This is a genomic window from Arenibacter sp. P308M17, assembly GCF_003426735.1.
Classification (GTDB): domain Bacteria; phylum Bacteroidota; class Bacteroidia; order Flavobacteriales; family Flavobacteriaceae; genus Arenibacter.
Genome location: NZ_QVON01000002.1, coordinates 612,999 through 637,554 on the forward strand (window position 1 = coordinate 612,999; position 24,556 = coordinate 637,554).

17 protein-coding genes and 1 pseudogene are annotated in these 24,556 nt (G+C 41.2%); 15 read left to right on the top strand and 3 right to left on the bottom strand.

Translation table 11 applies throughout. The annotated features are described in order from the left end of the window. Window positions 1-54: 54 nt before the first annotated feature. Window positions 55-495: a hypothetical protein gene (locus D0S24_RS06560; protein ID WP_117019047.1), complete on the bottom strand. Its 441-nt coding sequence runs from the start codon at window positions 493-495 to the stop codon at window positions 55-57. 104 nt (window positions 496-599) lie between these two features. After that, the gene (locus D0S24_RS06565; RefSeq protein ID WP_117019048.1) at window positions 600-2,411 is read right to left on the bottom strand and encodes an acyl-CoA dehydrogenase; all 1,812 of its coding nucleotides are present in this window, start codon (window positions 2,409-2,411) and stop codon (window positions 600-602) included. A gap of 197 nt (window positions 2,412-2,608) precedes the next feature. On the opposite strand from D0S24_RS06565, the gene D0S24_RS06570 reads away from it, so the two are divergent. The 3 genes from D0S24_RS06570 (at window position 2,609) to D0S24_RS06580 (ending at window position 8,010) form a co-directional block, all read left to right on the top strand. Next, window positions 2,609-3,475 (top strand): cation diffusion facilitator family transporter, encoded by an 867-nt coding sequence (locus tag D0S24_RS06570; RefSeq protein ID WP_117019049.1) that lies wholly within the window; start codon window positions 2,609-2,611, stop codon window positions 3,473-3,475. Window positions 3,476-3,868: 393 nt separating this feature from the next. Then, window positions 3,869-7,561 carry a phosphoribosylformylglycinamidine synthase gene (purL, locus tag D0S24_RS06575; RefSeq protein ID WP_117019050.1) on the top strand — a complete coding sequence of 1,231 codons (3,693 nt, stop codon included), beginning with the start codon at window positions 3,869-3,871 and terminating at the stop codon, window positions 7,559-7,561. Then, window positions 7,558-8,010: a GNAT family N-acetyltransferase gene (locus D0S24_RS06580; protein ID WP_117019051.1), complete on the top strand. Its 453-nt coding sequence runs from the start codon at window positions 7,558-7,560 to the stop codon at window positions 8,008-8,010. The genes purL and D0S24_RS06580 overlap by 4 nt, the downstream gene beginning before the upstream one ends. 334 nt (window positions 8,011-8,344) lie before the next feature. On the opposite strand, the gene D0S24_RS06585 is transcribed toward D0S24_RS06580, so the two are convergent. Further along, on the bottom strand, window positions 8,345-9,469 hold the full coding sequence (locus D0S24_RS06585) for a hypothetical protein (protein WP_117019052.1): 1,125 nt from the start codon (window positions 9,467-9,469) through the stop codon (window positions 8,345-8,347). Window positions 9,470-10,086: 617 nt separating this feature from the next. Here D0S24_RS06585 and D0S24_RS06590 point away from each other — a divergent pair. The 12 genes and pseudogenes from D0S24_RS06590 to D0S24_RS21235 all read left to right on the top strand — a co-directional run. Beyond that, a complete protein-coding gene (locus tag D0S24_RS06590; protein WP_117019053.1) occupies window positions 10,087-11,859 on the top strand; it encodes a long-chain fatty acid--CoA ligase in 1,773 nt (590 codons plus the stop codon). A gap of 184 nt (window positions 11,860-12,043) precedes the next feature. Then, the gene (locus D0S24_RS06595; RefSeq protein ID WP_117019054.1) at window positions 12,044-12,475 is read left to right on the top strand and encodes a MarR family winged helix-turn-helix transcriptional regulator; all 432 of its coding nucleotides are present in this window, start codon (window positions 12,044-12,046) and stop codon (window positions 12,473-12,475) included. Window positions 12,476-12,509: 34 nt separating this feature from the next. Further along, entirely contained in the window at window positions 12,510-14,900 is a 2,391-nt protein-coding gene (locus D0S24_RS06600) for a 3-hydroxyacyl-CoA dehydrogenase/enoyl-CoA hydratase family protein (protein ID WP_117019055.1), read from the top strand. A 60-nt stretch (window positions 14,901-14,960) separates the two neighbouring features. Next, window positions 14,961-15,296, top strand: a complete 336-nt coding sequence (locus D0S24_RS06605; protein ID WP_117019056.1) for a four helix bundle protein — start codon at window positions 14,961-14,963, stop codon at window positions 15,294-15,296. Between the two features lie 58 nt (window positions 15,297-15,354). Then, complete coding sequence (locus D0S24_RS06610) at window positions 15,355-16,548, top strand: acetyl-CoA C-acyltransferase (protein ID WP_117019057.1); 1,194 nt, start codon at window positions 15,355-15,357, stop codon at window positions 16,546-16,548. Between the two features lie 81 nt (window positions 16,549-16,629). Then, on the top strand, window positions 16,630-18,438 hold the full coding sequence (locus tag D0S24_RS06615; RefSeq protein WP_117019058.1) for an acyl-CoA dehydrogenase family protein: 1,809 nt from the start codon (window positions 16,630-16,632) through the stop codon (window positions 18,436-18,438). Between the two features lie 523 nt (window positions 18,439-18,961). Then, on the top strand, window positions 18,962-19,864 hold the full coding sequence (locus D0S24_RS06620) for a YihY/virulence factor BrkB family protein (RefSeq protein WP_117019059.1): 903 nt from the start codon (window positions 18,962-18,964) through the stop codon (window positions 19,862-19,864). Window positions 19,865-20,258: 394 nt separating this feature from the next. After that, window positions 20,259-20,756, top strand: coding sequence for a hypothetical protein (locus D0S24_RS06630; protein ID WP_117019061.1), 498 nt, complete (start codon window positions 20,259-20,261; stop codon window positions 20,754-20,756). A 101-nt stretch (window positions 20,757-20,857) separates the two neighbouring features. After that, the gene (locus D0S24_RS06635; RefSeq protein ID WP_117019062.1) at window positions 20,858-22,558 is read left to right on the top strand and encodes an NAD(P)/FAD-dependent oxidoreductase; all 1,701 of its coding nucleotides are present in this window, start codon (window positions 20,858-20,860) and stop codon (window positions 22,556-22,558) included. Window positions 22,559-22,646: 88 nt separating this feature from the next. After that, window positions 22,647-23,282, top strand: a complete 636-nt coding sequence (locus D0S24_RS06640) for an SGNH/GDSL hydrolase family protein (protein WP_251795733.1) — start codon at window positions 22,647-22,649, stop codon at window positions 23,280-23,282. 77 nt (window positions 23,283-23,359) lie between these two features. After that, on the top strand, window positions 23,360-23,764 hold the full coding sequence (locus D0S24_RS21230; protein ID WP_220377732.1) for a hypothetical protein: 405 nt from the start codon (window positions 23,360-23,362) through the stop codon (window positions 23,762-23,764). Window positions 23,765-23,803: 39 nt separating this feature from the next. Next, window positions 23,804-24,460, top strand: a pseudogene (locus D0S24_RS21235) (family 20 glycosylhydrolase); the annotation flags it as partial. Between the last annotated feature and the right edge of the window lie 96 nt (window positions 24,461-24,556).

Consider the following 24,556-nt stretch of genomic DNA (forward strand, 5'->3'; position numbering starts at 1 on the left):
AAAAAGAGGCCGTACATGTTTATGGACAGCCTCTTTTTAATTAAATTTTGTTTCCTAAAGCCCTATTCCAACACTAGGTACACTTATCCCTAATCCAGTCCGGACAGTTGTTCCTCTAGAATAATTTCTATACCGATAGGGTTGGTTATGATAATAGTAGAAACTGGTATGTGCATGGTAATGGTTGCTGTGCTGACAACGATCGTCACAATATCTGCGGTGTTCAGCGTAGGCATCCCTCTTACCTTTCATATACGCTTTATAGGCCTTTTTATCCCTTTTTTTCAATTGTCCCTCATACTCCTTCTGTGATTCCCAGAATTCTTCCTCCCCATCTTCCGCCAATTGCTGTGATTGCTCAAATTGTGCATCTTCTTTGGCCCTTTGTTCATAATAAGTTAGTTTTTCCTGCTCTGTGTATGTTACTTCCTGGGCCATTGATCCAACAAAAGAAAAAAGTAGGATCGCTAAACTAAAAAATGTGAATCTCTTCATAACTTAAATGTTTTATTTAAACTGTGATTTTTTTTAATGGCACTGTTTGTGTATAAAACAACCAATAGGAAAATTACCCTACCTAGTTTAGAAAAAAATGATTTTCAAAAAATCTCCTTCTTGGTATTTATGGTGAGTTCGTCCGGATGCATCATCGATTCTGCCAGACTGCCTGTTTTTGGCAACTCGTACTTGAAATAGTATTTCATAGTATGGATTTTACTGTTGTAAAATGCTTCCGAATAAGTCTGGTCCCCGGCCTTTATATTTCGCTCTGCATTTACTGCAATATCCAACCATAACCACCCCACTACAACACAACTTAAAAATTCCATGAATAAATTAGCATCGGATAAATAGCGCTCATAATTTTCTTTTTTGGCAAAGGGCGTTAAAAAATCCAAGACCTCTCTAATTAACTTAATCTTTTCACCCAGTATTTTAGCCGAAGAACGCAATTCATCTAATTCCATTGCCGTAGTTATGGTATGCAGTATTTCTGTCAACAACAATTCCAAAGCCTTGCCATTCTCCAAGGGTACCTTACGTCCCAATAAATCTTGGGATTGAATCCCAGTAGTACCTTCGTATATACTGAATATCCTAATATCGCGATAGTATTGCTGAAGGATAAAATCTGAACAAAATCCATATCCTCCCAATATCTGCATCCCATTGCTAACGGATAAAGTACCCGCCTCCGTAGGATAGGTTTTTACAATGGGAATGACCATTTCCAATAATAGACCGTACTTTTCCTTGATTTCAGGATCTTTAGTGGAATTAATAATATCATAATACTTCGCGGCCAAAAGCACCAAACTTAAGGAGCCCTCGGCAATTGATTTTTGCAATAAGAGCATGCGCCGTACATCTGGATGCTCAATTATTAAACAAGGGGTTGAAACAGGATCTTTTTTTCCGTCACTGGAAAGTTTTCGTCCCTGGGGTCGTTCGTTGGCATACTCCAATGAAGCCCTGTAAGCTGCCATACTTATGGCGGCACCGCCACGCCCTACACTTATCCTGGCACTGTTCATCATTAAGAACATATACTTAAGCCCCTGATGCTCCTCCCCTACCAGCCAGCCATGACAATCGTCCTTTTCACCAAATCCCAGATGTGTCGTAGCATAACCCCTTTGACCCATTTTCTGAAAATCGGCTACGGTAAGCACATCGTTATTGGTTAAACCTCCATCCGCATCCACTCTGTGTTTGGGCACAATAAATAAGGATATACCCTTGGTTCCTGGTGGAGCACCTTTTATTCTGGCCAACAATAAGTGGACTACATTGTCCACATACTGATGATCGCCACCTGAAATGAATATCTTTTGTCCTGATATCTTATAATGCCCCTCTTGGGTGGGGGTTGCCATGGTAGTTATATCCGACAGTGAACTACCTGCCTGGGGTTCTGTAATACACATGGTACCGCCCCAAGCACCGGATAGCATTTTAGGAACATAGGTTTTCTTGAGACCCTCATTGGCAAAATGAACGATCAGTTCAGCAGCCCCTTGGGTCAACCCAATATATCCCGGCAGGTGATTGTTTGCCGCTTCCATAATATAGGCCGAAGCGGTATGGATTATAAAAGGTAACTGCAATCCGCCATCCCCATAATCGAACGGACCGGATATAATTCCCATTTTCCCGCCTTTCCTCATCATTACTTCTACCTGTTTATGCACCTCTATAGTGCCATTTTTATAACTGGCCGGTGTTTCATCCATTTCTTTGAAATAAGGAAATAATTCGCGATCCGAAAATTCCTTGATCGCATTCAAATACAGATTTAGGGAATCCTTGTCGTAATCTTGAAACCGCTCTGTTGACAGCAAATTTTCCACTCCATGTACATGGTATAACAAGTATTTTAATGTTGGGATATCTACATATTCCTTAGCCATAGTATTTAAATATTTTGTGTTTGTCGCTATTATCTTCCCAAGATACAATTTACTCCTCTAACAGAACCATGATAAAAAATGAAATTACTAGGAATGTAGACACGTTAAAAAAACTATAATGACCTATTCTACTTTCTTATCCAAAAAAACAATTATAAGTTTCTTACCTTTAATTTTTTATCGGGTTTAAGAAAAGAATGAACAACGAACAGTCGGCCATAAGAACCACTTACTTCAGCATTGCAGGAAATATTGCCTTGGCCGCAATTAAAGGTTTTGCAGGTTTTTTTGGCAATTCATATGCTTTGATCGCCGATGCCATTGAATCCACTACCGATATATTCTCCTCCCTTTTAGTGTTGTTCGGGCTTAAATATGCCAAAAGACCGGCCGATGACAATCATCCCTACGGCCATGGGAAAATTGAACCCCTGATTACTTTTTTGGTAGTAGGTTTTCTAATTACTTCGGCCACTATTATAGCCTATGAAAGTATAATGAATATATTGACGCCCCATAAAACACCAAAATCCTGGACACTTCTGGTCCTCGGCACCATTATTCTATGGAAGGAAATTTCATACAGGGTGGTATTGAAAAAAAGTATCCAGACCAATAGCTCATCCCTAAAGGCGGATGCATGGCACCATAGAAGCGATGCAATCACCTCCATTATGGCCTTTATTGGGATTTCCATTGCCTTGATCTTTGGCAAAGGATATGAAACGGCCGATGACTGGGCTGCCTTGGCGGCATCCCTTTTTATTTTCTATAATGGATATCTGATCTTTAGACCTGCCCTTGGTGAAATAATGGATGAACATCTTTATGATGACCTCATAGATGAAATTCGCCAAGTTTCCTCTAATGTCGATGGTATATTAGGTACCGAAAAATGTTTTATTAGAAAGGCGGGCACCAAATATCATATCGACCTGCATGCCCAAGTAAACGGTAAAATTAGCGTTAAGGAAGGACATGACCTTTCCCATAAACTCAAGGACAGGCTCCGCAGGGATATTCCCAACATTGGGCATGTATTGATTCACATAGAACCAAACTAAACTTATATGAAATGAAATTACATACCTGCCGGCGAGGCAGGGGTTTTGGAACGGAATGGAATTCCTTGTCAAGGACTGGGAGTCAAATTGGCAGTATGTAGTGGGCAGTGAAATCCATTCTTTTGCCAACTGTAAACTGCCACTGCCAACTTTTGATACCCAAAACTTATAAAAACCAATCCCGATAACCATCGGGAACAGGCCTGTCCGACTACTTTCAGGCGCTGTTTTAACCTTTAATTGGATTATAAAAAATTAAGCAGGCTACATTTAATATTGGACCACATTCAGAAATTAACAATCGTTGTCCAAAACTGTTAACTATTCTAATAAATAATTACGCATTAAAACCGTAAATTTGCAGCTTTCTCAACCTTACAATTAATATATTAGATGATTCATTTCTTTGGAGACCCTAGCACTAAGATATTTGCGGTACAGACCAAAAACGACCTTACCCAGGAAGATAGCGTAAAACTTACGTGGTTGTTCGGCAACCAACCTAAGTTAAACACGGCGTCATTGGACGCCTTTTTTGTTGGTCCCAGAGCTGCCATGATTACTCCATGGAGTACCAATGCAACGGAGATAACCCAGAATATGGGTATTTCCGGTATAATTAGAATTGAGGAGTATACGGCAGTTGACCAAGATGAAAAGGGATTCGATCCCATGCTTTCCCAAAAATATAAGGACCTTTCCCAGGATATTTTCAAGGTTGATATATTGCCAGAACCCATTTTGGAAATAGTGGATATTGCCCAGTATAATGAAAGGGAAGGATTGGCTCTAAGTGATGAAGAAGTTGCTTATTTAAAACAAGTCTCCGAGAAAATTGGACGTAAGCTCACAGATTCCGAAGTGTTTGGATTTAGTCAGGTGAATTCCGAACATTGTAGGCATAAAATTTTTAATGGGACCTTTGTTATCGATGGCATAGAAAAACCATCATCACTATTTAGGCTAATTAAAAAAACATCACAGGAGCACCCTGGGAATATTGTATCTGCCTACAAGGATAATGTGGCCTTTCTAAAAGGACCCAAAGTGGTCCAGTTTGCCCCTAAAAGTGCCGACAGACCCGATTTCTACCAAGAAAAATTTTTTGAATCGGTTATTTCGCTAAAGGCCGAAACCCATAACTTCCCAACTACCGTAGAGCCTTTTAATGGGGCGGCCACAGGAGCTGGAGGAGAAATCAGGGATCGTTTGGCAGGAGGAAAAGGCTCCCTGCCCTTGGCCGGAACTGCGGTTTATATGACCGCCTATTCCCGTTTGGAGGAAAATAGGCCTTGGGAAAAAGGAATGCAGGAAAGGAACTGGCTGTACCAAACCCCAATGGATATATTAATAAAGGCCTCCAACGGAGCCTCCGATTTTGGAAATAAATTTGGCCAACCTTTAATTGCCGGATCCGTACTTACTTTTGAACATGACGAGGCCAATGAAAACCCTGTAACGGGCAAGAATAGAAAATTAGGATACGACAAAGTGATCATGCAGGCTGGTGGCATTGGCTATGGAAAGGCCGAACAGGCAATAAAGGATGTGCCCAAGACCGGTGATAAAATAGTAATCCTTGGGGGGGACAATTATCGCATTGGCATGGGAGGTGCAGCGGTATCCAGTGCCGATACGGGAGAATTTGGAGCAACTATAGAATTGAACGCCATTCAGCGTTCCAACCCTGAAATGCAAAAAAGGGCTGCCAATGCCATACGGGCTATGGTAGAGAGTGACCACAATCCCATAGTTTCCATACACGATCATGGTGCGGGCGGACATTTAAATTGTCTGTCCGAATTGGTCGAGGAAACGGGAGGAAAAATAGATATGGACAAATTGCCAATTGGAGACCCTACCCTATCGGCAAAAGAAACTATTGGAAACGAATCCCAAGAACGTATGGGCCTGGTCATCGGAAAAAACGACGTGGATAGGTTGCACCGAATTGCGGATAGGGAAAGATCCCCCATGTATGAAGTTGGCGATGTTACGGGAGACAAACGGTTTACCTTCAAATCTTCCACAACGGGAGAAAGTCCAATGGACCTGGATCTTTCAGATATGTTCGGGAGTTCACCAAAGACGGTAATGAACGATACTACAGTAACAAGAAAATATAAGGCCCCATCCTATTCCCTGGAACACTTCCATGATTATTTGGACCAAGTTCTGCAATTGGAGGCTGTTGCGGCAAAGGATTGGCTTACGAACAAGGTAGACCGTTGTGTAGGTGGCAGGGTGGCCAAACAGCAATGTGCCGGTCCGCTGCAGTTGCCCTTGAACAATTGTGGGGTCATGGCTTTGGATTACAAAGGGAAGGAAGGAATAGCCACCTCCATAGGCCATTCCCCTATTTCAGGATTGATAGACCCTTCTGCCGGAAGTAAAAACAGTATTGCCGAAGCCCTGACGAATATTGTTTGGGCGCCTTTAAAAGATGGTTTGGACGCTGTTTCACTTTCTGCCAACTGGATGTGGCCCTGCAAAAATCCCGGTGAGGACGCAAGACTATATGAAGCCGTGCAGGCCATTTCGGATTTTACCATTGAACTGGGAATAAATGTGCCAACAGGAAAAGACTCCCTATCCATGAAACAACGCTACAAGGACGCAGAAGTCATAGCCCCTGGTACCGTTATCATTTCCGCTGCAGGTAACTGCACCGATATCACCAAGGTGGTAGAACCCGTCCTGCAAAAAAATGGTGGGGACATTTACTACATTAATTTATCCCAGGACTCCTTTAAATTGGGAGGGTCCTCCTTTGCCCAAATTTTGAATACCATTGGCGATGTGGCCCCCACAATAAATAATGCCGAAAATTTTAAGTCCGTATTCAATACGCTCCAGAAACTAATTTTGGAAGGTAAGATTCTGGCCGGTCACGACGTGGCTTCGGGTGGATTGATAACCACACTTTTGGAACTTTGTTTTTCCCATTTGGATCTGGGTGCCACCTTGGACTTGACCGCCATTGGTGAAGCCGATACCATTAAATTATTGTTTTCAGAAAATGCGGGAGTCGTTTTTCAGGCCAAGGACAGCAGCGTGGAAAAGGTGTTGGCCAATGCCGGAATAGAGCATTTCAAAATTGGATCGGTAAATGCATCAGCTAGTCTTACCATTAAAAATCAGGGTATGGAAATGGGACTGAACATTAATTCCCTGCGCGACACCTGGTTTAGGACCTCCTATCTATTGGACAGAAAGCAGACCGCCAATAACTTGGCCAAGGAGCGCTATAACAATTATAAAAACCAGCCATTAAACTATATATTCCCAACCCATTTTAACGGCAAAATACCCAACAGGCCAAATGCACGACCAAAAGCGGCCATCCTGCGCGAAAAAGGCAGTAACTCGGAACGCGAAATGGCCAATGCCATGTTCCTGGCCGGTTTTGATGTTAAGGATGTTCATATGACCGATCTAATATCGGGAAGGGAAACCTTGGAAGATATCCAATTTATCGGTGCTGTGGGCGGATTCTCCAACTCTGATGTATTGGGAAGCGCCAAAGGTTGGGCCGGAGCCTTTAAATACAACGAAAAGGCCAATACGGCTTTAAGGAATTTCTTTGCCAGGCCAGACACCCTTTCCATTGGTATTTGTAATGGTTGTCAACTATTCATGGAATTGGAATTGATAAACCCTGAGCACGCGGAACATGGAAAAATGACCTTTAACGATTCCCATAAACATGAAAGCGGATTTACATCCGTGGTTGTCCAAAAGAACAATTCCATTATGCTTTCAAGTTTGGAAGGATCCAATTTGGGCGTTTGGATATCCCATGGCGAAGGAAAGTTTAAATTACCAATGGCCAAGGAAAATTACAATATAGTGGCAAATTACGGTTACGAAGGTTATCCTGCAAATCCCAACGGCAGTGACTTCAACACGGCTATGCTATGTGATGCTTCCGGCAGGCATTTGGTGACCATGCCCCATATTGAGCGTTCCATATTCCAATGGAATTGGGCCTATTACCCGGCAAACAGAAAGGATGAGGTTTCCCCCTGGTTGGAAGCCTTTGTAAATGCCAGAAAATGGCTGGAGACCTATAAAGGGCAAGAATGATATTTAGACGGGCTAACAAGGAAGACCTTCCGGCTATAATAAAAATGATAGCCAATGATACTTTGGGCAAATTACGGGAGCAATATAGGGATCCCCTTCCCAAAGCATATTATAGCGCTTTTGAAATAATTGATGGGGACAAAAACCAGCAGCTGATGGTTATAGAGAATTCCGAGGGAGAAGTGGTAGCCTCCTTTCAGTTGAGTTTTCTGCAATACCTTACCTATGTAGGCGGCATCCGCTGTCTTGTAGAGAATGTACATGTAAGGGAAGATCAAACGGGCAAGGGCATAGGAAAGCAAATGTTTCAATGGATCATTGAAACAGCCAAGAAAAAAGGGGTTCATCTGATACAGCTGACCTCCAACAAACTGCGGCCCCGTGCTATTCGATTTTATGAAGGCATCGGATTCAAGGCCACCCACGAAGGGTTTAAACTACATTTATAAAACCAAATTAAAATCCCTTGAAATGAAGTTGGGACTAAATGCATATAGGGCATTAAAGTTCATCTTCATTTCAAGGGATTTGTGAATAAAACAATTCCCGATTCCATTAGGAAAGCATCTCGTTTATTATCTAGTTAAAGGTTAAAACCCCGCCTGAACGTAGTCGGGGCGGGCCTTTAATTTCAATATAGTTGCTTTAGTTTCTATAAACTTTGGTAGTCCACAATTGGCAATGGGCAATGAAATCCGTCATCTTGCCAACTGCTTGCTTACTGCCAACATATCATCAAGTCCTAGCCATAGAATCCCATTCCGTCCCGAAACCTATGTAATTTCATTGCATATTCGTTTTGTCCTTTGAGTAATCGGCATGGATTGCCTTGTCAAAAGCCGCCCAATGTTCTGGTTTCATTCTTTCGGGAGTAAAAAGGCATATTCCGGTAGCTCCATTCTCCATGGAAGTCCTGATGGCCGTTTCTATTTCCGAAGGCAGCAAGCCGTGATTTTCTGGGTCGTTTTCCTTGGTTTTGTTCTCCGGGTTTGGACATATGAAGAGTCCACTGTAAATAGGCTTTTCCCCCTTAACGGATGCCACTTCCTCTTTGGTTATCTCCCCGACCCATTCAGGACCCTTTAAATAAAAATCATTATAGTTCATAGGATAAAAGGCATCCAAATCCCATTTGTTCCATTCCTGTCTCACCATCTTCATTGCATTGCTGGGTCCTGGAAAAACTGCTGCATTGATCTTTTTGCCCTTTTCATGGACCACCTTTGCCAAACGATTTACAATATTGGTGATCAAATCATATCTATACTGCTTCCATTCCTGAACCTTGGATGGATCTTCAACCTCTTTTATATCTATTCCCGATTTCTCCTTAAAATCCGATACACATTTATCACAATAGCAATAATCGGCTACTGGGTATTCCTCGTTCATTACCAGTCCATATTTGTCCCAAAGGCCTTCGGCCAATATTACATCCGGGAAACGGATATAATCCAAATGTATCCCGTCTACCTCTTCAACAGCTGCAACATCCCCGTACAACTCGGACAAAAAGGTAAAGGAGCCTTCCTTATTGGGGCAAAGAAATTTATAATATGGAACATAGGCCGGTTTATCATAGGCCGATTCCCCATTTCTGTTTACCGCATAAAGATCCCTTGGTAATTTAGGATTTTCACCTTGGACCATTGTAGGTATCCAAGTATGGAATTCCATACCGGATTCCTTTACCAATTTACCTACCCGCATATAGGTTTCAGGATCATGTCCGCCGTTGTACATTAGTCCATCTATCCCTTTCTCCTTATACTTCTTAAAAGTTGCCAGTAGTTCCTGGTCTGTGGCCTCCCCAGGACCACCGGTCCATGCATACACAGGGATTTTGGATTTTTCGGCACAGGAAATCAAGGTAAAAATAACTGCTGCCGTTACAAAAAATTTCTTCATTGGTTTAGTTTAATTGTTAATAAATATTACATATAAAAACACGCATAAACGCCTCCGATATCAAAAAAATAAAGGTTAAAACGTTTATTGTTGAATACGGTGTTGAAACATTGAACTTAATCATTTTGTAGTTTCCATGTTATAAATCTTAGCTAAGTGACCTTGGAATTAGTACAAACAGCATTATTATGTCCGGAATCGACTGTATAAAAAAACATTAACGAGGGCCCACTTTTAACCGGATTCCTGATATCTTAATTCAAAAATCGGTAAAATTCATGAATAAATCAATGGTTCCCACTAGAAGGCTTTATGCTGTAAGCTTTACGCTATATGCAGTGGGCACTTTAAATTTAAAGAAACTAATCCCGATAATTATTGGGATCAGGCCGGCAAAGACAGGCCTTCCTAAACGTAGTCGGGCAGGGTTTTAAACTTTAACCGACCAATTATTTATCCCTATTACAACTCCCTAAACTAATTAGGCAAAGTCAATATGAAACAAATTTATGATGGTAAAATGAAGACTCCTTAAAAATTTTGGATTTTTTATACGAATGTGATTTTATAATACCGTTCCCTTTTCTTAATTTGCGAATACGAACAGCAAATTAAATATGCAAGAAATCACCCGCCTTTTTGATTTTCCTTATTATCAATTAGAGAAATTCAATTTAAAAAAATCCCTGGTCACCAAATACAATGGAGAATGGGTTGCCACATCTACCCAAGAATATATAGACAAGGCAAATACCATAAGCAGGGCCTTGTTGCGACTAGGGGTTAAGCCCAATGATAAAATTGCCCTTATTTCCATGGCCAACCGAACGGAATGGAATATAATGGACATTGGAATACTTCAAATAGGTGCCCAAAACGTGCCTATATATCCAACAATATCCAAGGAAGATTATGAATATGTCCTAAACCATTCAGAGGCCAAATATGTGTTTGTGTCCTGTTCCGAAGTATTTGAAAAGGTGGATGCGGTAAAAGGAAATACGCCAAATTTAAAGGAAATATATTCCTTTGACGTGTTGGAAAACTGTAAAAATTGGAGCGAAATTTTGGAATTGGGTTCGGATACCTCAAACCAAAGTGAAGTTGAACAACTTAAAAAGAAGGTGAAGCCAGATGATCTGGCCACCTTGATTTATACCTCCGGGACCACTGGCCGACCAAAAGGGGTGATGCTGACCCACAAAAATGTGGTGAGCAATGCCTTGGAAAGTTCCAAACGGTTGCCCATAGATTACGGCAATACCAGGTGTTTAAGCTTTTTGCCCGTCTGCCATATCTACGAGAGAATGATGATCTATCTCTATCAATACGCAGGGGTTAGCATTTATTTTGCCGAATCTATGGACAAAATAAGCGAAAACCTAAAAGAGTGTGCACCCCATGTAATGACCGCGGTTCCAAGATTATTGGAAAAGGTATACGATAAAATCATTGCCAAGGGAACCGAGCTTACAGGTATAAAAAAGAAATTGTTTTTCTGGGCCGTTGAAGTCGGATTGAAATATGAACCGTATGGCCAAAACGGTTGGTGGTACGAGCAAAAATTGGCTCTTGCCAGAAAATTGATCTTTAGCAAGTGGAAGGAAGGCCTAGGGGGCAACCTTTCCCTAATAGCTTCAGGAAGTGCGGCCTTACAACCTAGATTGGCCCGTATTTTCAATGCGGCCGGCTTTGGGGTCATGGAAGGATATGGACTTACGGAAACGTCACCTGTGGTTTCGGTGAACGATATGAGGGACGGGGGATTTAAAATAGGAACCGTCGGAAAATTATTGGACAATACGGAGGTAAAAATTGCAGAGGACGGAGAAATATGTGTAAAAGGACCGCAGATAATGCTTGGCTATTACAAAGATGCCGAAAAAACGGCTGAGGTTATTAAGGACGGCTATTTTCATACCGGGGATATCGGTGAATTAGATTCCGATGGATTTCTAAAGATTACAGACAGGAAGAAAGAGATGTTCAAAACATCTGGTGGTAAATATGTTGCGCCCCAACTATTGGAGAACCGGTTTAAACAATCCAGGTTTATAGAACAAATTATGGTGATAGGGGAAGGTGAGAAAATGCCGGCAGCCCTGATCCAACCCGATTTTGAATTTTTACGCAATTGGGCCAAATTGCACCGTATAGAGATTGGCAACAATGTAAAAATGATCCAAAATAAAGATGTAATTGCCAGGTTTCAAGAGGAGGTGGATGCTGCAAACGAAAGCTTTGCCAAATGGGAAAAAGTAAAGCAATTTAGACTTACGCCAGATATATGGAGTATAGAACAAGGGCACCTTACCCCTACCATGAAACTAAAACGCAAAATCGTCAAGGAAAAATATATAGATCTCTATAACGACATTTATGAACACTAGTGTCCTGTCAAGCCTAAACCTACGGGTAATTTAAACGTTTACACGACACTAGTAGCATATGCCGCACTAAATTAAATACAGCTTCCCATAAAGAGGCTGTTTTTTTATACGCCCATAATTTTTTATAATATATTATGCATGCATAATATATTTTTATATCTTTGAAAGAACCAACGCAACCAGCATGCAAGACATAACAATAGATTACGCGCTCCGAGCAACTTGGCAAGCGGTAACAAAGATGTATAACGAGGAGGCCAGGAAATTCAATAGTACCATGGCCGTTGGTTTTACACTATTGAGTATTGACCCCAAAACAGGAACTCCTTCCACTGCCCTTGGCCCAAAAATGGGAATGGAGGCCACAAGTCTCTCCCGAATATTGAAAAGTATGGAGGAAAAGGGACTAATAGAACGAAGGCCCAACCCCAATGATGGTAGGGGCGTACTAATACACCTTACCTCTTTTGGCCTGGAAAAGAGGAACGATTCAAAAGATGCCGTACTTCGGTTTAACGATGTGGTAAAGGCGCATGTATCCACAGAAAAATTGGATACCTTTTTTGAGGTAACCGAGGTCATAAACAAATTGATCCTGGAAAAGAAAATTTATTAAGAAAGTTAAAAAAATAGTTAACACCTTTTTATTGATGAACAAACACATTAAAAAAGTAGCAGTCATTGGTTCAGGTATTATGGGAAGCGGCATAGCCTGCCATTTTGCCAATATAGGAGTGGAAGTATTGCTTTTGGATATTGTACCAAGAGAACTTAATGATAGGGAAAAAGCCAATGGCCTTTCCTTAGAGGACAAAGTGGTGAGGAATAGATTGGTAAACGATTCCTTGGCCGCGGCATTAAAATCCAAACCCTCCCCTATTTATCATCAAAATTTTGCCAGGAGAATCATTACCGGAAATCTTGAGGACGACATTTCGAAAGTTGGACAGGTAGATTGGATTATTGAGGTAGTGGTAGAACGTTTGGATATCAAAAAAATGGTTTTTGAAAAACTGGATCAGCACAGAAATCCAGGTACCTTAATTACCTCCAATACTTCTGGCATTCCTATAAAATTTATGAGTGAGGGAAGAAGCGAGGATTTCCAAAAACATTTTTGCGGAACCCATTTTTTTAACCCGGCCCGATACTTAAAACTCTTTGAAATAATTCCTGGTCCAAAAACTTCCCCCAAAGTGCTAGATTTCCTCAATGGCTATGGGGAACAGTTTTTAGGAAAGACCTCGGTGATAGCAAAGGACACTCCGGCATTTATAGGGAACAGAATCGGAACCTTTAGTATTATGAGCCTGTTCCATGCCGTAAAGGAAATGGATCTTACCGTTGAGGAAATAGATAAACTTTCTGGACCTGTAATAGGCAGGCCTAAATCGGCCACCTTCCGCACGGTAGACGTTGTTGGTCTGGACACCTTGGTGCATGTGGCCAATGGCATTGCGAAAAATTGTAAGGATGATGAAAGACGGGAGCAATTTACACTTCCCGGTTTTATCGGAAAAATGATGGAAAATAAATGGTTTGGAAGTAAAACAGGCCAAGGCTTCTATAAGAAGGAAGGCAAGGAAATATTGGCCCTGGACCTAAATACCATGGAGTACAGGCCCAGTAAAAAAGCTAATTTTGCCACTCTTGAACTCACCAAAACCATAGAAAATGTCGTTGACAGATTTAAGGTGTTGGTGACCGGAAAGGACAAAGCCGGAACCTTTTACCGAAAAACTTTTTCTTCATTATTTGAGTATGCTTCCAATAGGATCCCGGAAATAACGGATGAGCTATATAAAATAGATGATGCCTTGAAAGCAGGTTTTGCCTGGGGACATGGCCCCTTTCAAATTTGGGATGCCATAGGGGTTGAAAGGGGTATTGAAATGATGAAGGCCGAGGGTTTTCAACCGGCGGCCTGGGTTACCGAAATGATATCCAAAGGAAATAGATCGTTCTACAGTATTAAAGACGGTGCAACCTATTATTACGATATTCCCAAAAAGGCGATGGAGAAAATTCCAGGACAGGATTCCTTTATCATTTTGGACAATATTAGAGAGTCCAAGCAGGTCTGGAAGAACTCCGGTGTTGTTATTGAGGATTTGGGAGATGGCATACTGAATGTGGAATTCCAATCCAAAATGAACACCATTGGGGGCGATGTTTTGGCCGGACTCAACAAGGCCGTTGATTTGGCCGAAAAAGACTATCAAGGCCTAGTAATAGGCAACCAGGCACCCAACTTTTCTGTTGGCGCCAATATTGGAATGATATTTATGATGGCCGTAGAACAGGAATATGAGGAGCTTAACATGGCAATCAAGATGTTTCAGGATACCATGATGCGCATGCGCTACTCGTCCATACCTACCGTTTCCGCCCCACATGGAATGACCTTGGGCGGGGGTTGCGAATTATCCTTACATGCCGATAAGGTGGTTGCTGCAACTGAAACCTACATAGGATTGGTAGAATTTGGAGTTGGTGTCATTCCAGGAGGAGGCGGATCCAAAGAAATGGCCTTAAGGGCATCGGATACCTTTAGGAAAAATGATGTGGAACTGAACGTGCTTCAGGAATATTTCCTTACCATCGGGATGGCCAAAGTTTCCACATCCGCATACGAGGCCTTTGATATGGGCATACTTGAAAAAGGGAAGGATATAGTAGTCGTAAACAAGGACCGACAAATTGCTACCGCAAAAGCCTACGCCAAACTTATGGCAGAACAGGGCTACACCCAAGCTCCCAAGCGTAAAGACGTTAAGGTTCTTGGAAAACAGGCCCTCGGAATGTTCCTGGTAGGGACCGATGCCATGGAAGATAGCAATTATATAAGCGAACACGATCATAAGATTGCCAACAAATTAGCTTATGTAATGGCCGGGGGAGACTTGTCCGAGCCTACCTTGGTAACCGAACAATACCTACTGGATCTGGAAAGGGAAGCGTTCCTCTCCCTATGCTCGGAAAGAAAAACCTTGGAACGTATACAGCATATGTTGAAGACGGGGAAACCGTTACGGAATTAAGATATAGGACGATTAGACCCTAGAGACTAGACCAAATGGGACGAACATAATTTTAAGAAAATGAAAATTTGGCAAAAGGGGATGGAAATTGTAAATGAAACCTATAAACTTACACGAACTTATCCAGATTTTGAAAGGTTTAATTTAATTAGCCAAATGAACAGATGTGCAGTTTCCATTCCATCAAATATTTCTGAAGGGTCTAGCAAAAGTACAAATAGACATTTTATTAAATATTTGGAGAATAGCCTTGGTTCTGCTTTTGAATGGGAAACTCAATTAATTGTTTCATATAATGAAAAATATTTGGATGAAAAGAAGTTCGAAGAACTTGAAACTAAAATTTTACAAATTCAAAAAATGATTGCCTCATTTATCGACAATTTAGGTAAATAAGGTCTAGAATCTAGTATCGGCCAGTCTAAAATCTCAAATTCAAAACAAAAATAGAACTATGAACAAACAAGCATTTATAGTAAAAGCATATAGAACCGCAATAGGAAAGGCTCCAAAAGGTGTTTTCCGTTTTAAAAGAACGGATGAGCTGGCCGCAGAGACCATAGCGTATATGATGAACGAACTGCCCCAATTGGATAAAAAACGAATTGATGACGTTATTGTCGGAAATGCCATGCCAGAAGGTTCCCAAGGCCTTAATATGGCCCGTTTAATCTCCTTGATGGGTCTTAATATTGTAGATGTGCCCGGAGTTACCGTAAATAGATTTTGTTCCTCCGGAATTGAAACTATTGGTATTGCCACCGCAAAAATCCAAGCCGGTATGGCCGACTGTATCATTGCTGGTGGTGCAGAGAGCATGAGTGCCGTTCCAATGACCGGATATAAAACGGAGCTCAACTATGATTTGGCAAAGGCGGGCCATGAAGATTATTACTGGGGCATGGGAAATACTGCGGAAGCGGTGGCCAAACAATTTAATGTATCCCGTGAGGACCAGGACGAGTTTGCCTATAATTCGCACATGAAAGCACTTAAGGCCCAGGCTGAGGACCGGTTTCAAAGCCAGATCGTTCCCATAGATGTGGAACAGACCTATGTTGATGACAATGGAAAGAAGGCTACCAAAAAATACACCGTTACCAAAGATGAGGGACCACGAAAAGGGACCAGCAAGGAAGCTTTGGCAGGATTGCGACCTGTTTTCGCCGCTGGCGGAAGTGTTACAGCCGGCAATTCTTCTCAGATGAGCGACGGAGCAGCGTTTGTACTGGTTATGAGCGAGGAGATGGTAAAAGAATTAAAGTTGGAACCTATTGCAAGATTGGTCAACTATGCCGCTGCCGGTGTTGAGCCCCGAATCATGGGTATTGGCCCCGTAAAGGCCGTTCCAAAGGCTTTAAAACAGGCCGGACTTAAACAGGATGACATTGAATTGATAGAATTGAACGAAGCATTTGCCTCACAGTCATTGGCCGTAATTCGCGAACTCGGTTTAAATAATGACATAGTAAATGTAAATGGCGGTGCCATTGCTCTTGGCCACCCTTTGGGCTGCACCGGAGCCAAATTGTCCGTCCAACTTTTTGATGAAATGAGAAAGAGGAATATGAAAGGCAAGTACGGCCTGGTAACCATGTGTGTAGGTACCGGTCAGGGAGCAGCAGGAATTTTTGAATTTTTAAGTTAAAGACACAAGACCTATAAATTGAGGAGGTTACCTTTTAAAACGACCCTTCAATTCATATTATAACACTTAATAGCACGAACAATGAGTACAGATACGACAACCAAGGATATATTAAGGGGTGGACAATTTTTAGTAAAGGAAACCAATTGTGAGGATGTATTTACACCGGAGGATTTTTCCGAAGAGCAAAAAATGATGCGCGACTCCGTTATTGAGTTCAACGATCGGGAGATTATTGCCAACAGGGATCGTTTCGAAGCCAAGGATTACGCCCTTACCCAGGAAGTAATGACCAAGGCCGGAGAAATGGGCTTTTTGGGAGTGGCCGTTCCCGAAGCGTATGGGGGATTGGAAATGGGCTTTGTTTCTACCATGATCGTATGTGAATATATTTCCAGTGGAAGCGGTTCCTTTAGTACAGCCTTTGGTGCACATACCGGTATTGGTACCATGCCCATTACCTTATATGGTACCGAGGCCCAAAAGCAAAAATATGTTCCCAAATTGGCCACCGGTGAATGGTTCGGCGCATACTGCTTAACGGAACCTGGTGCCGGTAGCGATGCCAATTCGGGAAAAACTACGGCAACCCTCTCCGCGGATGGCAAGAGCTACAAGATAAATGGGCAGAAAATGTGGATTTCCAATGCCGGGTTCTGTAAATTGTTCATTGTTTTTGCACGAATAGAAAATGACAAAAACATCACCGGATTTATAGTTGAAAATGATCCTAATAACGGCATTACTCTAGGAGAGGAAGAACATAAATTGGGAATCCGTGCCTCCTCTACCAGACAGGTATTCTTTAACGATACCGTAGTTCCCGTAGAAAATATGCTTTCGGAAAGGGAAAATGGTTTTAAAATTGCAATGAATGCCTTAAATATTGGACGTATCAAGTTGGCGGCCGCCTGTTTGGATTCCCAAAGACGAATTACTACCAATGCCATAAAATATGCCACGGAACGCAAACAGTTTAATACAGCTATTGTAGACTTCGGAGCAATAAAATTTAAGTTGGCGGAAATGGCAAGCAGTTTGTATGCCGGGGAAGCCGCCTCGTACAGAGCTGCCAAAAACATTGAGGACCGTATTGCAATACGTATGGCGGCCGGTAATAGCCATCAAGAGGCCGAGCTTAAAGGGGTGGAGGAATATGCCATTGAATGTTCCATCCTAAAAGTTGCCGTATCCGAAGACGTGCAGAACTGCTCGGACGAAGGTATCCAAATTTTTGGTGGCATGGGCTTCTCTGAGGAAACCCCAATGGAAGCCGCTTGGAGGGATGCACGTATCGCCAGGATATATGAAGGCACCAATGAAATCAACAGAATGTTATCTGTTGGCCTATTGGTTAAAAAGGCTATGAAAGGTCATGTAGATCTATTGGGTCCGGCCACGGCCGTAGGGAATGAACTTATGGACATCCCTTCTTTTGACACGCCAGACTTTTCCGAATTGTTGTCCGAAGAAAAAGAAATGGTTGCAAAACTGAAGAAAGTATTCTTAATGATCGCCGGTTCTGCAGTCCAAAAATATGGTCCCTCCCTAGATGAACATCAAATGCTGTTATTGGCCGCATCCAATATTCTAATAGAGATCTATTTGGTCGAATCCGCTATCCTAAGGACGGAAAAAAATGCAAAACGATTTGGGGAAGCAGCTCAAAAAGAACAGATTGCCATGTCCAAGTTGTACTTGTACAATGCAGTGGACACTGTTATAAAAAATAGCAAGGAGGCCATAGTATCAATGGCAGAAGGTGATGAACAACGTATGATGCTTATGGGCCTAAAGCGGTTCACGAAATACACAAACCAACCCAACGTTGTTGCACTAAGAAACACAATTGCAGAAAAACTCAAGGCTGAAAACAAATATTGTTTTTAGTGAAGATTTACTAACTCAAGCTCACACTTCTTTGAAACTGTTTAATTTTTGTTTTTGGAATATTTTATTGAGTATTCCTACCTGCCGGCAGGCAGGTTTTCATCATTTAAAGGTATTTTAAGGCGCATAGCCATAGCTACTGAAAAATAGCTGAAACCTGCCTTTGTCGGCAGTCAGGCATGTAGGAAAAAGAGACCTAAAAGAACCAAAGGATAAAATTTAATCAGTTTCTTCATGTAGCAAAAATGAAGGACCGCTTTAATATGGGCGGTTCTTTTGTTTATGTTAATTGCTAAACAATAATCGGAAATGGCCTTCTATTGATCGTAGGTATTCCCATTATGGAAGCTTTGCCAATAGGGGCAAAATATTATGCAAATAGGTCTCCACATAAGATCAAAACTGAATATCTTATTGGCCAATAACTTGTGTTCAACATAAAATACTTACATCGAATCCAGGTCCGTAGACAAATCAATGTTTTCATAAAGGAAGAGGCCTCGTTAAAATCATATTATAGTTTATGACCAAGAAGAGAAATATCGATAAATTTAAGTTGCGGCATCTGCCCACTTTGATAGTTGATACCTTTAAGGCATGGAATGCAGACGACCCTTTTAGATTAAGTGCAGTGGTAGCTTATTATGCCATACTTTCCCTGCCCGGGCTTTTGGTAATCATCATCAATCTGGTAGGATCTATTTGGGGTACTGAAATTGTACAGGGCAAGCTTACCTTTGAAATTTCAGAGGCATTAGGCAGGGATGCCGCAGAATCCATTCAAACGATGATACTCGAGACACAGACTGGGAACAGCAGCGAAATAGCAAGCATTTTAGGTGTCGGCATATTGATTTTTGGAGCTACTGGTGTTTTTTATCACTTACAGCTTTCCTTAAACCAGATTTGGCGAATTAAACCGGACCCTAATTTGAACATAATAAAGATCCTAATTGACAGGGCCAGGAGTTTTGCCTTTATTTTGGTCATCGGCTTTTTGTTATTGGTAAGTTTTTTGATTACTACAGCGATTTCGGCACTAAACGAGTACATCAGGAGTGTATTACCTGATGTTGTACTTTACTTCGCCTATATTTTGGATTTTTTACTTTCTACAGGAATTGTAACAATACTTTTTGCATTAATATTTAGATACTTGCCAGATACCAAAATAAGATGGAAGACGGTTTGGATAGGGGCCCTTATTACAGCCATTCTTTTTGTTCTAGGGAAATTTTTATTAGGGCTTTATTTTGGGGAAGCAGATCCAGGATCAACCTATGGCGCAGCTGGAACTATTGTATTAATTTTATTATGGGTTTCGTATTCTTGTTTAATATTGTTTTTTGGTGCGGAATTCACAAGGGTATTTTCCAATCGATATGGAATGGGGATCAAAGGCAGTTTCCCAAATAAATTTAAATAGGTTTGTAGATCATGACTTGAATATAGGGAAAAATGGGTAAGCAGCTTTCAGGAAAATCCTTCAGTTATGCTCCATTTTGTGCCATTTTTAATGGTTACCGGCAAACTAAGCGCTTTCTAGGTACCTTTAAAGAAAATGAAGTAGTACTTATCGTCGTGAACAGGAAAATATATATAACCTTTTGGAGTCATTTATTTTACACCAACATACTAAAATTACATTTTTACACGCTATTTCAAAATAAAAAGTAACTTGCCTATAAGTATACTTTTTGTGGCCAATGCTTTCTAGCAAAAAAATAAAAAAGGCTTTTACCTCTAACATTAATATGTTGGTATTAACAAAATTTATCAGAAAAAGTGTCCCTTATATCATATAATTATAATTTTTCCAGATGTTCAATTCCAAAGACAAAAAGTTAACTCCCTCCACCTATCTCAATACCCTTAAATTTATACATTCCGCAATGCTTATGGGGATTTTATTATTTACCATATACATCTACATAACAGGAAAGGGTTTTATGGTGGATTTTTCAGAAGACCATAACGTTTTTGTGTACCTTGTCCCCACCTTGGCCATATTGAGTTATTTTATTAGCAATTATGTTTTCGGAAAACAATTAAAGGACTTGACAAAACTTAATTCTTTAAAAAGTAAATTGATACTTTATCTTCAGGCCTGTGTGGTGAGGTTTTCATTTATAGAGGGCGCAGCAATATTGGCTACAATTGTTTTTAGATTGAATAACCATATATTTTATCTGGTTATTTCCTTACTTTTAATTCTTTATCTTGTTAAGCTGAGGCCCACCAAGAAAAAGATCATGATCGATTTGGAATTATCATTGGAGGAACAACAATTTTTTATAAAAGAAAACAAGGGAAAATAAAATGTTTTATGAATAAGATTATTCCCTAGGCAAAATCTTCAGGTAATTATCGAAATTAAAATGATCATTAACAGTAGCCAGGCATGTGCCATACTTAAACAATGGAGGTGAAAAATAAACTATACACTGCAATAGATACTGTTATTATCGGTTCCGGTGCCGGTGGATTGTCCGCCGCCCTTTGTTTGTCAAAAGCGGGCCAGCGTGTATTGGTATTGGAACAACACGATGTGCCCGGGGGCTGGTGCCATAGCTTTTATTCCAACGGTCACCGTTTTTCCCCGGGAGTGCACTATATTGGCCTTCTAGGGGAAGGAGAATCTACAAGAACCCTTTATGAAGGATTGGGGATAGCCAATGACCTTGTTTTTTTTAGAATGAATCCCAAAGGATATGAGCACTGTTTTATAGGTGAGGAAAGAATTGACCTTCCAGGTAATTTTAATGATTTGAACACCTCCCTCGGGCAAAGGTTCCCTAAGGAGAAAAAACGTATCGAGCATTATTTGAAGTTGGTCAGGAATGTTTCCCGACAAATACAACTCATTCCCAAGATGAACGGTTTTTGGGACAATATCACTATTCCTTTTAGAACCAAGCATATGGGCAAGTATGCGTTGTTCAGCTTAAAACGAGTTATAAACTGGCATATAAAGGACCCCTTACTGCAAAAAGTCCTCAATATACAATGGGGAGACCACGGATTGTCCCCTTCTAGGGCAAGTTTCCCTTTGCATTGCGCCGTTATGGACCACTATTTTAGTGGCGGTTACTATCCTATGGGCGGTGGAGCGGCCATTGTAAAGGCGATGACCAAGGCCTTACATAGGAATGGTGGAACCATTCGCACTGGTACGGCAGTAAAACACATTCTTTTGGAAGGAGGCAAAAAGAAAAAGGCCATTGGGGTGGAATTGGAAAATGGGGAGAAAATATTTGCATCCAGAATTATATCCAATGCCGATCCGGGGACTACCTATCTAAAACTGGTGAAAGAAGGAAACCTAAGTACAAAACTCCGTAAAAAACTAACAAAAACGAAGTATTCCTGCAGTTCCCTTATGCTTTTTCTTACCGTTGCTACCGACCTTCGAAAATGGGGAATGGATTCCGGTAATATATGGATGATGGACAACAGGGATATGGACAGCATTTACGAAGATATGACCACAAGTGATATCAGCAAAGGAGAAGTTTTCCCGGGCCTGTTCATTAGCTGTACCACATTAAAAGATCCCACAAGTTACGATGGGAAACACCACTGTCTTGAAGTGATTACCTATATTAACCCGGATTCCTTCTCCAAATTTAAGAAAGAGGGTAAAGAGCGATCTATGGAGTATATGGAATTCAAGGAAATATTGACCTCTAAAATGATAAATACCTTGGAACGTGCACTTCCAAGTATTAGGGAACATATAGTCCATAAAGAATTGGGAACGCCTATCACCAACATGCACTATTTGAATGCTACCAATGGCAGCGTATATGGTACGGAAAAATGCTTTGGGCAAATTGGTCCCTTTGCATTCAGGGCCAAGAGCGAAATTGAAAATTTGTATATGTGTGGAGCAAGTATTCAATCGCACGGAGTGGCCGGAGCCAGCTATTCCGGCGTACAAACAGCGGCCACCATTCTAAATTGCAAACAAGACGACCTGATAAAACCTGATGATTTACAGAACCTAAGGGTCTTGGACGCCGAAGACCATTCCGACTACCCAAAGGATATACAACAAAAAATAAAATTGAGAAAAGCACGATTGCTATCCAATGAAAAAAATATGACCTTCCAACCCTAATTTAATTATTAACATATCTTCCAATCAATTTTTAAATATGAAATCACTAAAATCACTAATTGTTTTATTTACATTAAGCATTTTTGGCATGAACATTAGTTATGGGCAGGATTGGCCCAATCTGCAACACTTTGCCGAGGATAACAAAAAAGTGGGAATGCCTGCCCCCAATGAAAATCGGGTGGTATTTATGGGCAATTCCATTACCATAGGCTGGCTGAACAAAAGACCTGAATTCTTTGGGGGCAAGCCTTATATCAACAGAGGTATCAGTGGACAGACCACCCCTCAAATGCTTTTGCGCTTTAGGCAGGACGTTATCGACCTAGAACCCAAAGTAGTGGTTATTTTGGCAGGAACCAATGATATTGCCGGCAATACAGGACCATCCACTCCAAAAATGATTTTGGACAATATAAAATCCATGGCCGAGCTGGCAAAGGCCAACAACATTAAGGTCATTATCTCCTCCATATTGCCTGCCTTCGATTATCCCTGGAAGCCTGGATTAAATCCCAACAAAAAAATCCCTGCATTAAACGCCATGCTAAAGGAATATTCGGAAACCTATGGACATATATATCTGGATTATTTTTCGGCCATGACAGATGAGAGGAACGGACTCCCCAAAAAATATGCGGACGATGGGGTTCATCCTACCGAAGCGGGCTATGCCGTGATGGAACCCTTGGTGGAAGCTGCAATAACCAAGGCCTTGCAATAGTATCTGACTTTGGAGCGATTGGAAACGAATTTTATATTTTTAATGGCGGTATTATAAACTTATAATCAAAAATTACAATGAGAAAGCTACTTTTCATATTTCTATCCCTAAACATTTATTTTGGCAATGCGCAAAGTATTTTTGAAGTAAAGGGGCTTTGTATAGCGGCACCCGATCCGGATGGGGTAAGCGAGTTTGTAAAATTTATTGATGAAGAACTGGGGCCCAATGGCATCAACACCTTGATACTTCGGGTAGATTTTAATTATGCCTACGAATCAAGACCGGAATTAAGGGGCAACGATCCTCTGTCCAAACAACAGGTAAAGGAATTGGTCGCTGCTGCAAAAAAACATAATATCAACCTAATTCCCCAAGTAAATTTATTGGGACACCAGAGTTGGGCAGAAAAGACCAATAAGCTTCTGGAGGTGTATCCCGAATTCGATGAAACGCCCCATGTCAAGATTCCGGTAAAATAGGAATGGCCAAATGCTGATGGCCTCTACTGCAAAAGTTATTGTCCTTTGCACCCGGAGGTGCACAAGGTGGTGTTTGACCTAGTGGATGAAATCACCACCGTTTTTGAGGCCAATGCCTTTCACGCAGGAATGGATGAGGTATTTTACATTGCGGATGAAAAATGTCCGCGCTGCCAAGGAAAAGATCCCGCTGCGCTCTATGCCCATGAAGTGAATAAGATTAGTCGACATTTGGAGTCCAAAAATAAGCGACTCTGGATTTGGGGCGATCGCTTAATCGATGCTTCCACTTCAGGAATCGGGATGTGGGAAGCCAGTATGAACAACACGGCAAGGGCCATAGACCTAATTGATAAATCTGTAGTAATCTGCGATTGGCATTATGAAAAGGCATTGCCTACCCCTGCCCTTTTTGCCCTTAAGGGGCTGGACGTTATTGCCTGTCCTTGGAAAAAACCCGAAGTAGCCAGGGAACAGGTTAACATGATGTACAATTATAAAGAAAATGCAACCCCGGAAATGAAACAACACTTTTTGGGCATAATGCATACGGTCTGGTCATCTGCCGGTGAATTTATTAATAGCTACCATGCCAAAAAAGCAAAAGAAGCCCATCCCGAAACCCAAGAGGCCTGCTTTAGGGCCATGCTGGCCGCAATAGAGGATTTGGAACAAATGGTCAAAAGTACCAATTAGTTTTTATTTACCAGTCTATCCATAATTGGCGGACTTGTCCGATTTGGATTCGATTCCTAAACCCATGTTGATCTTATTCAAAGTATATTTCTAATT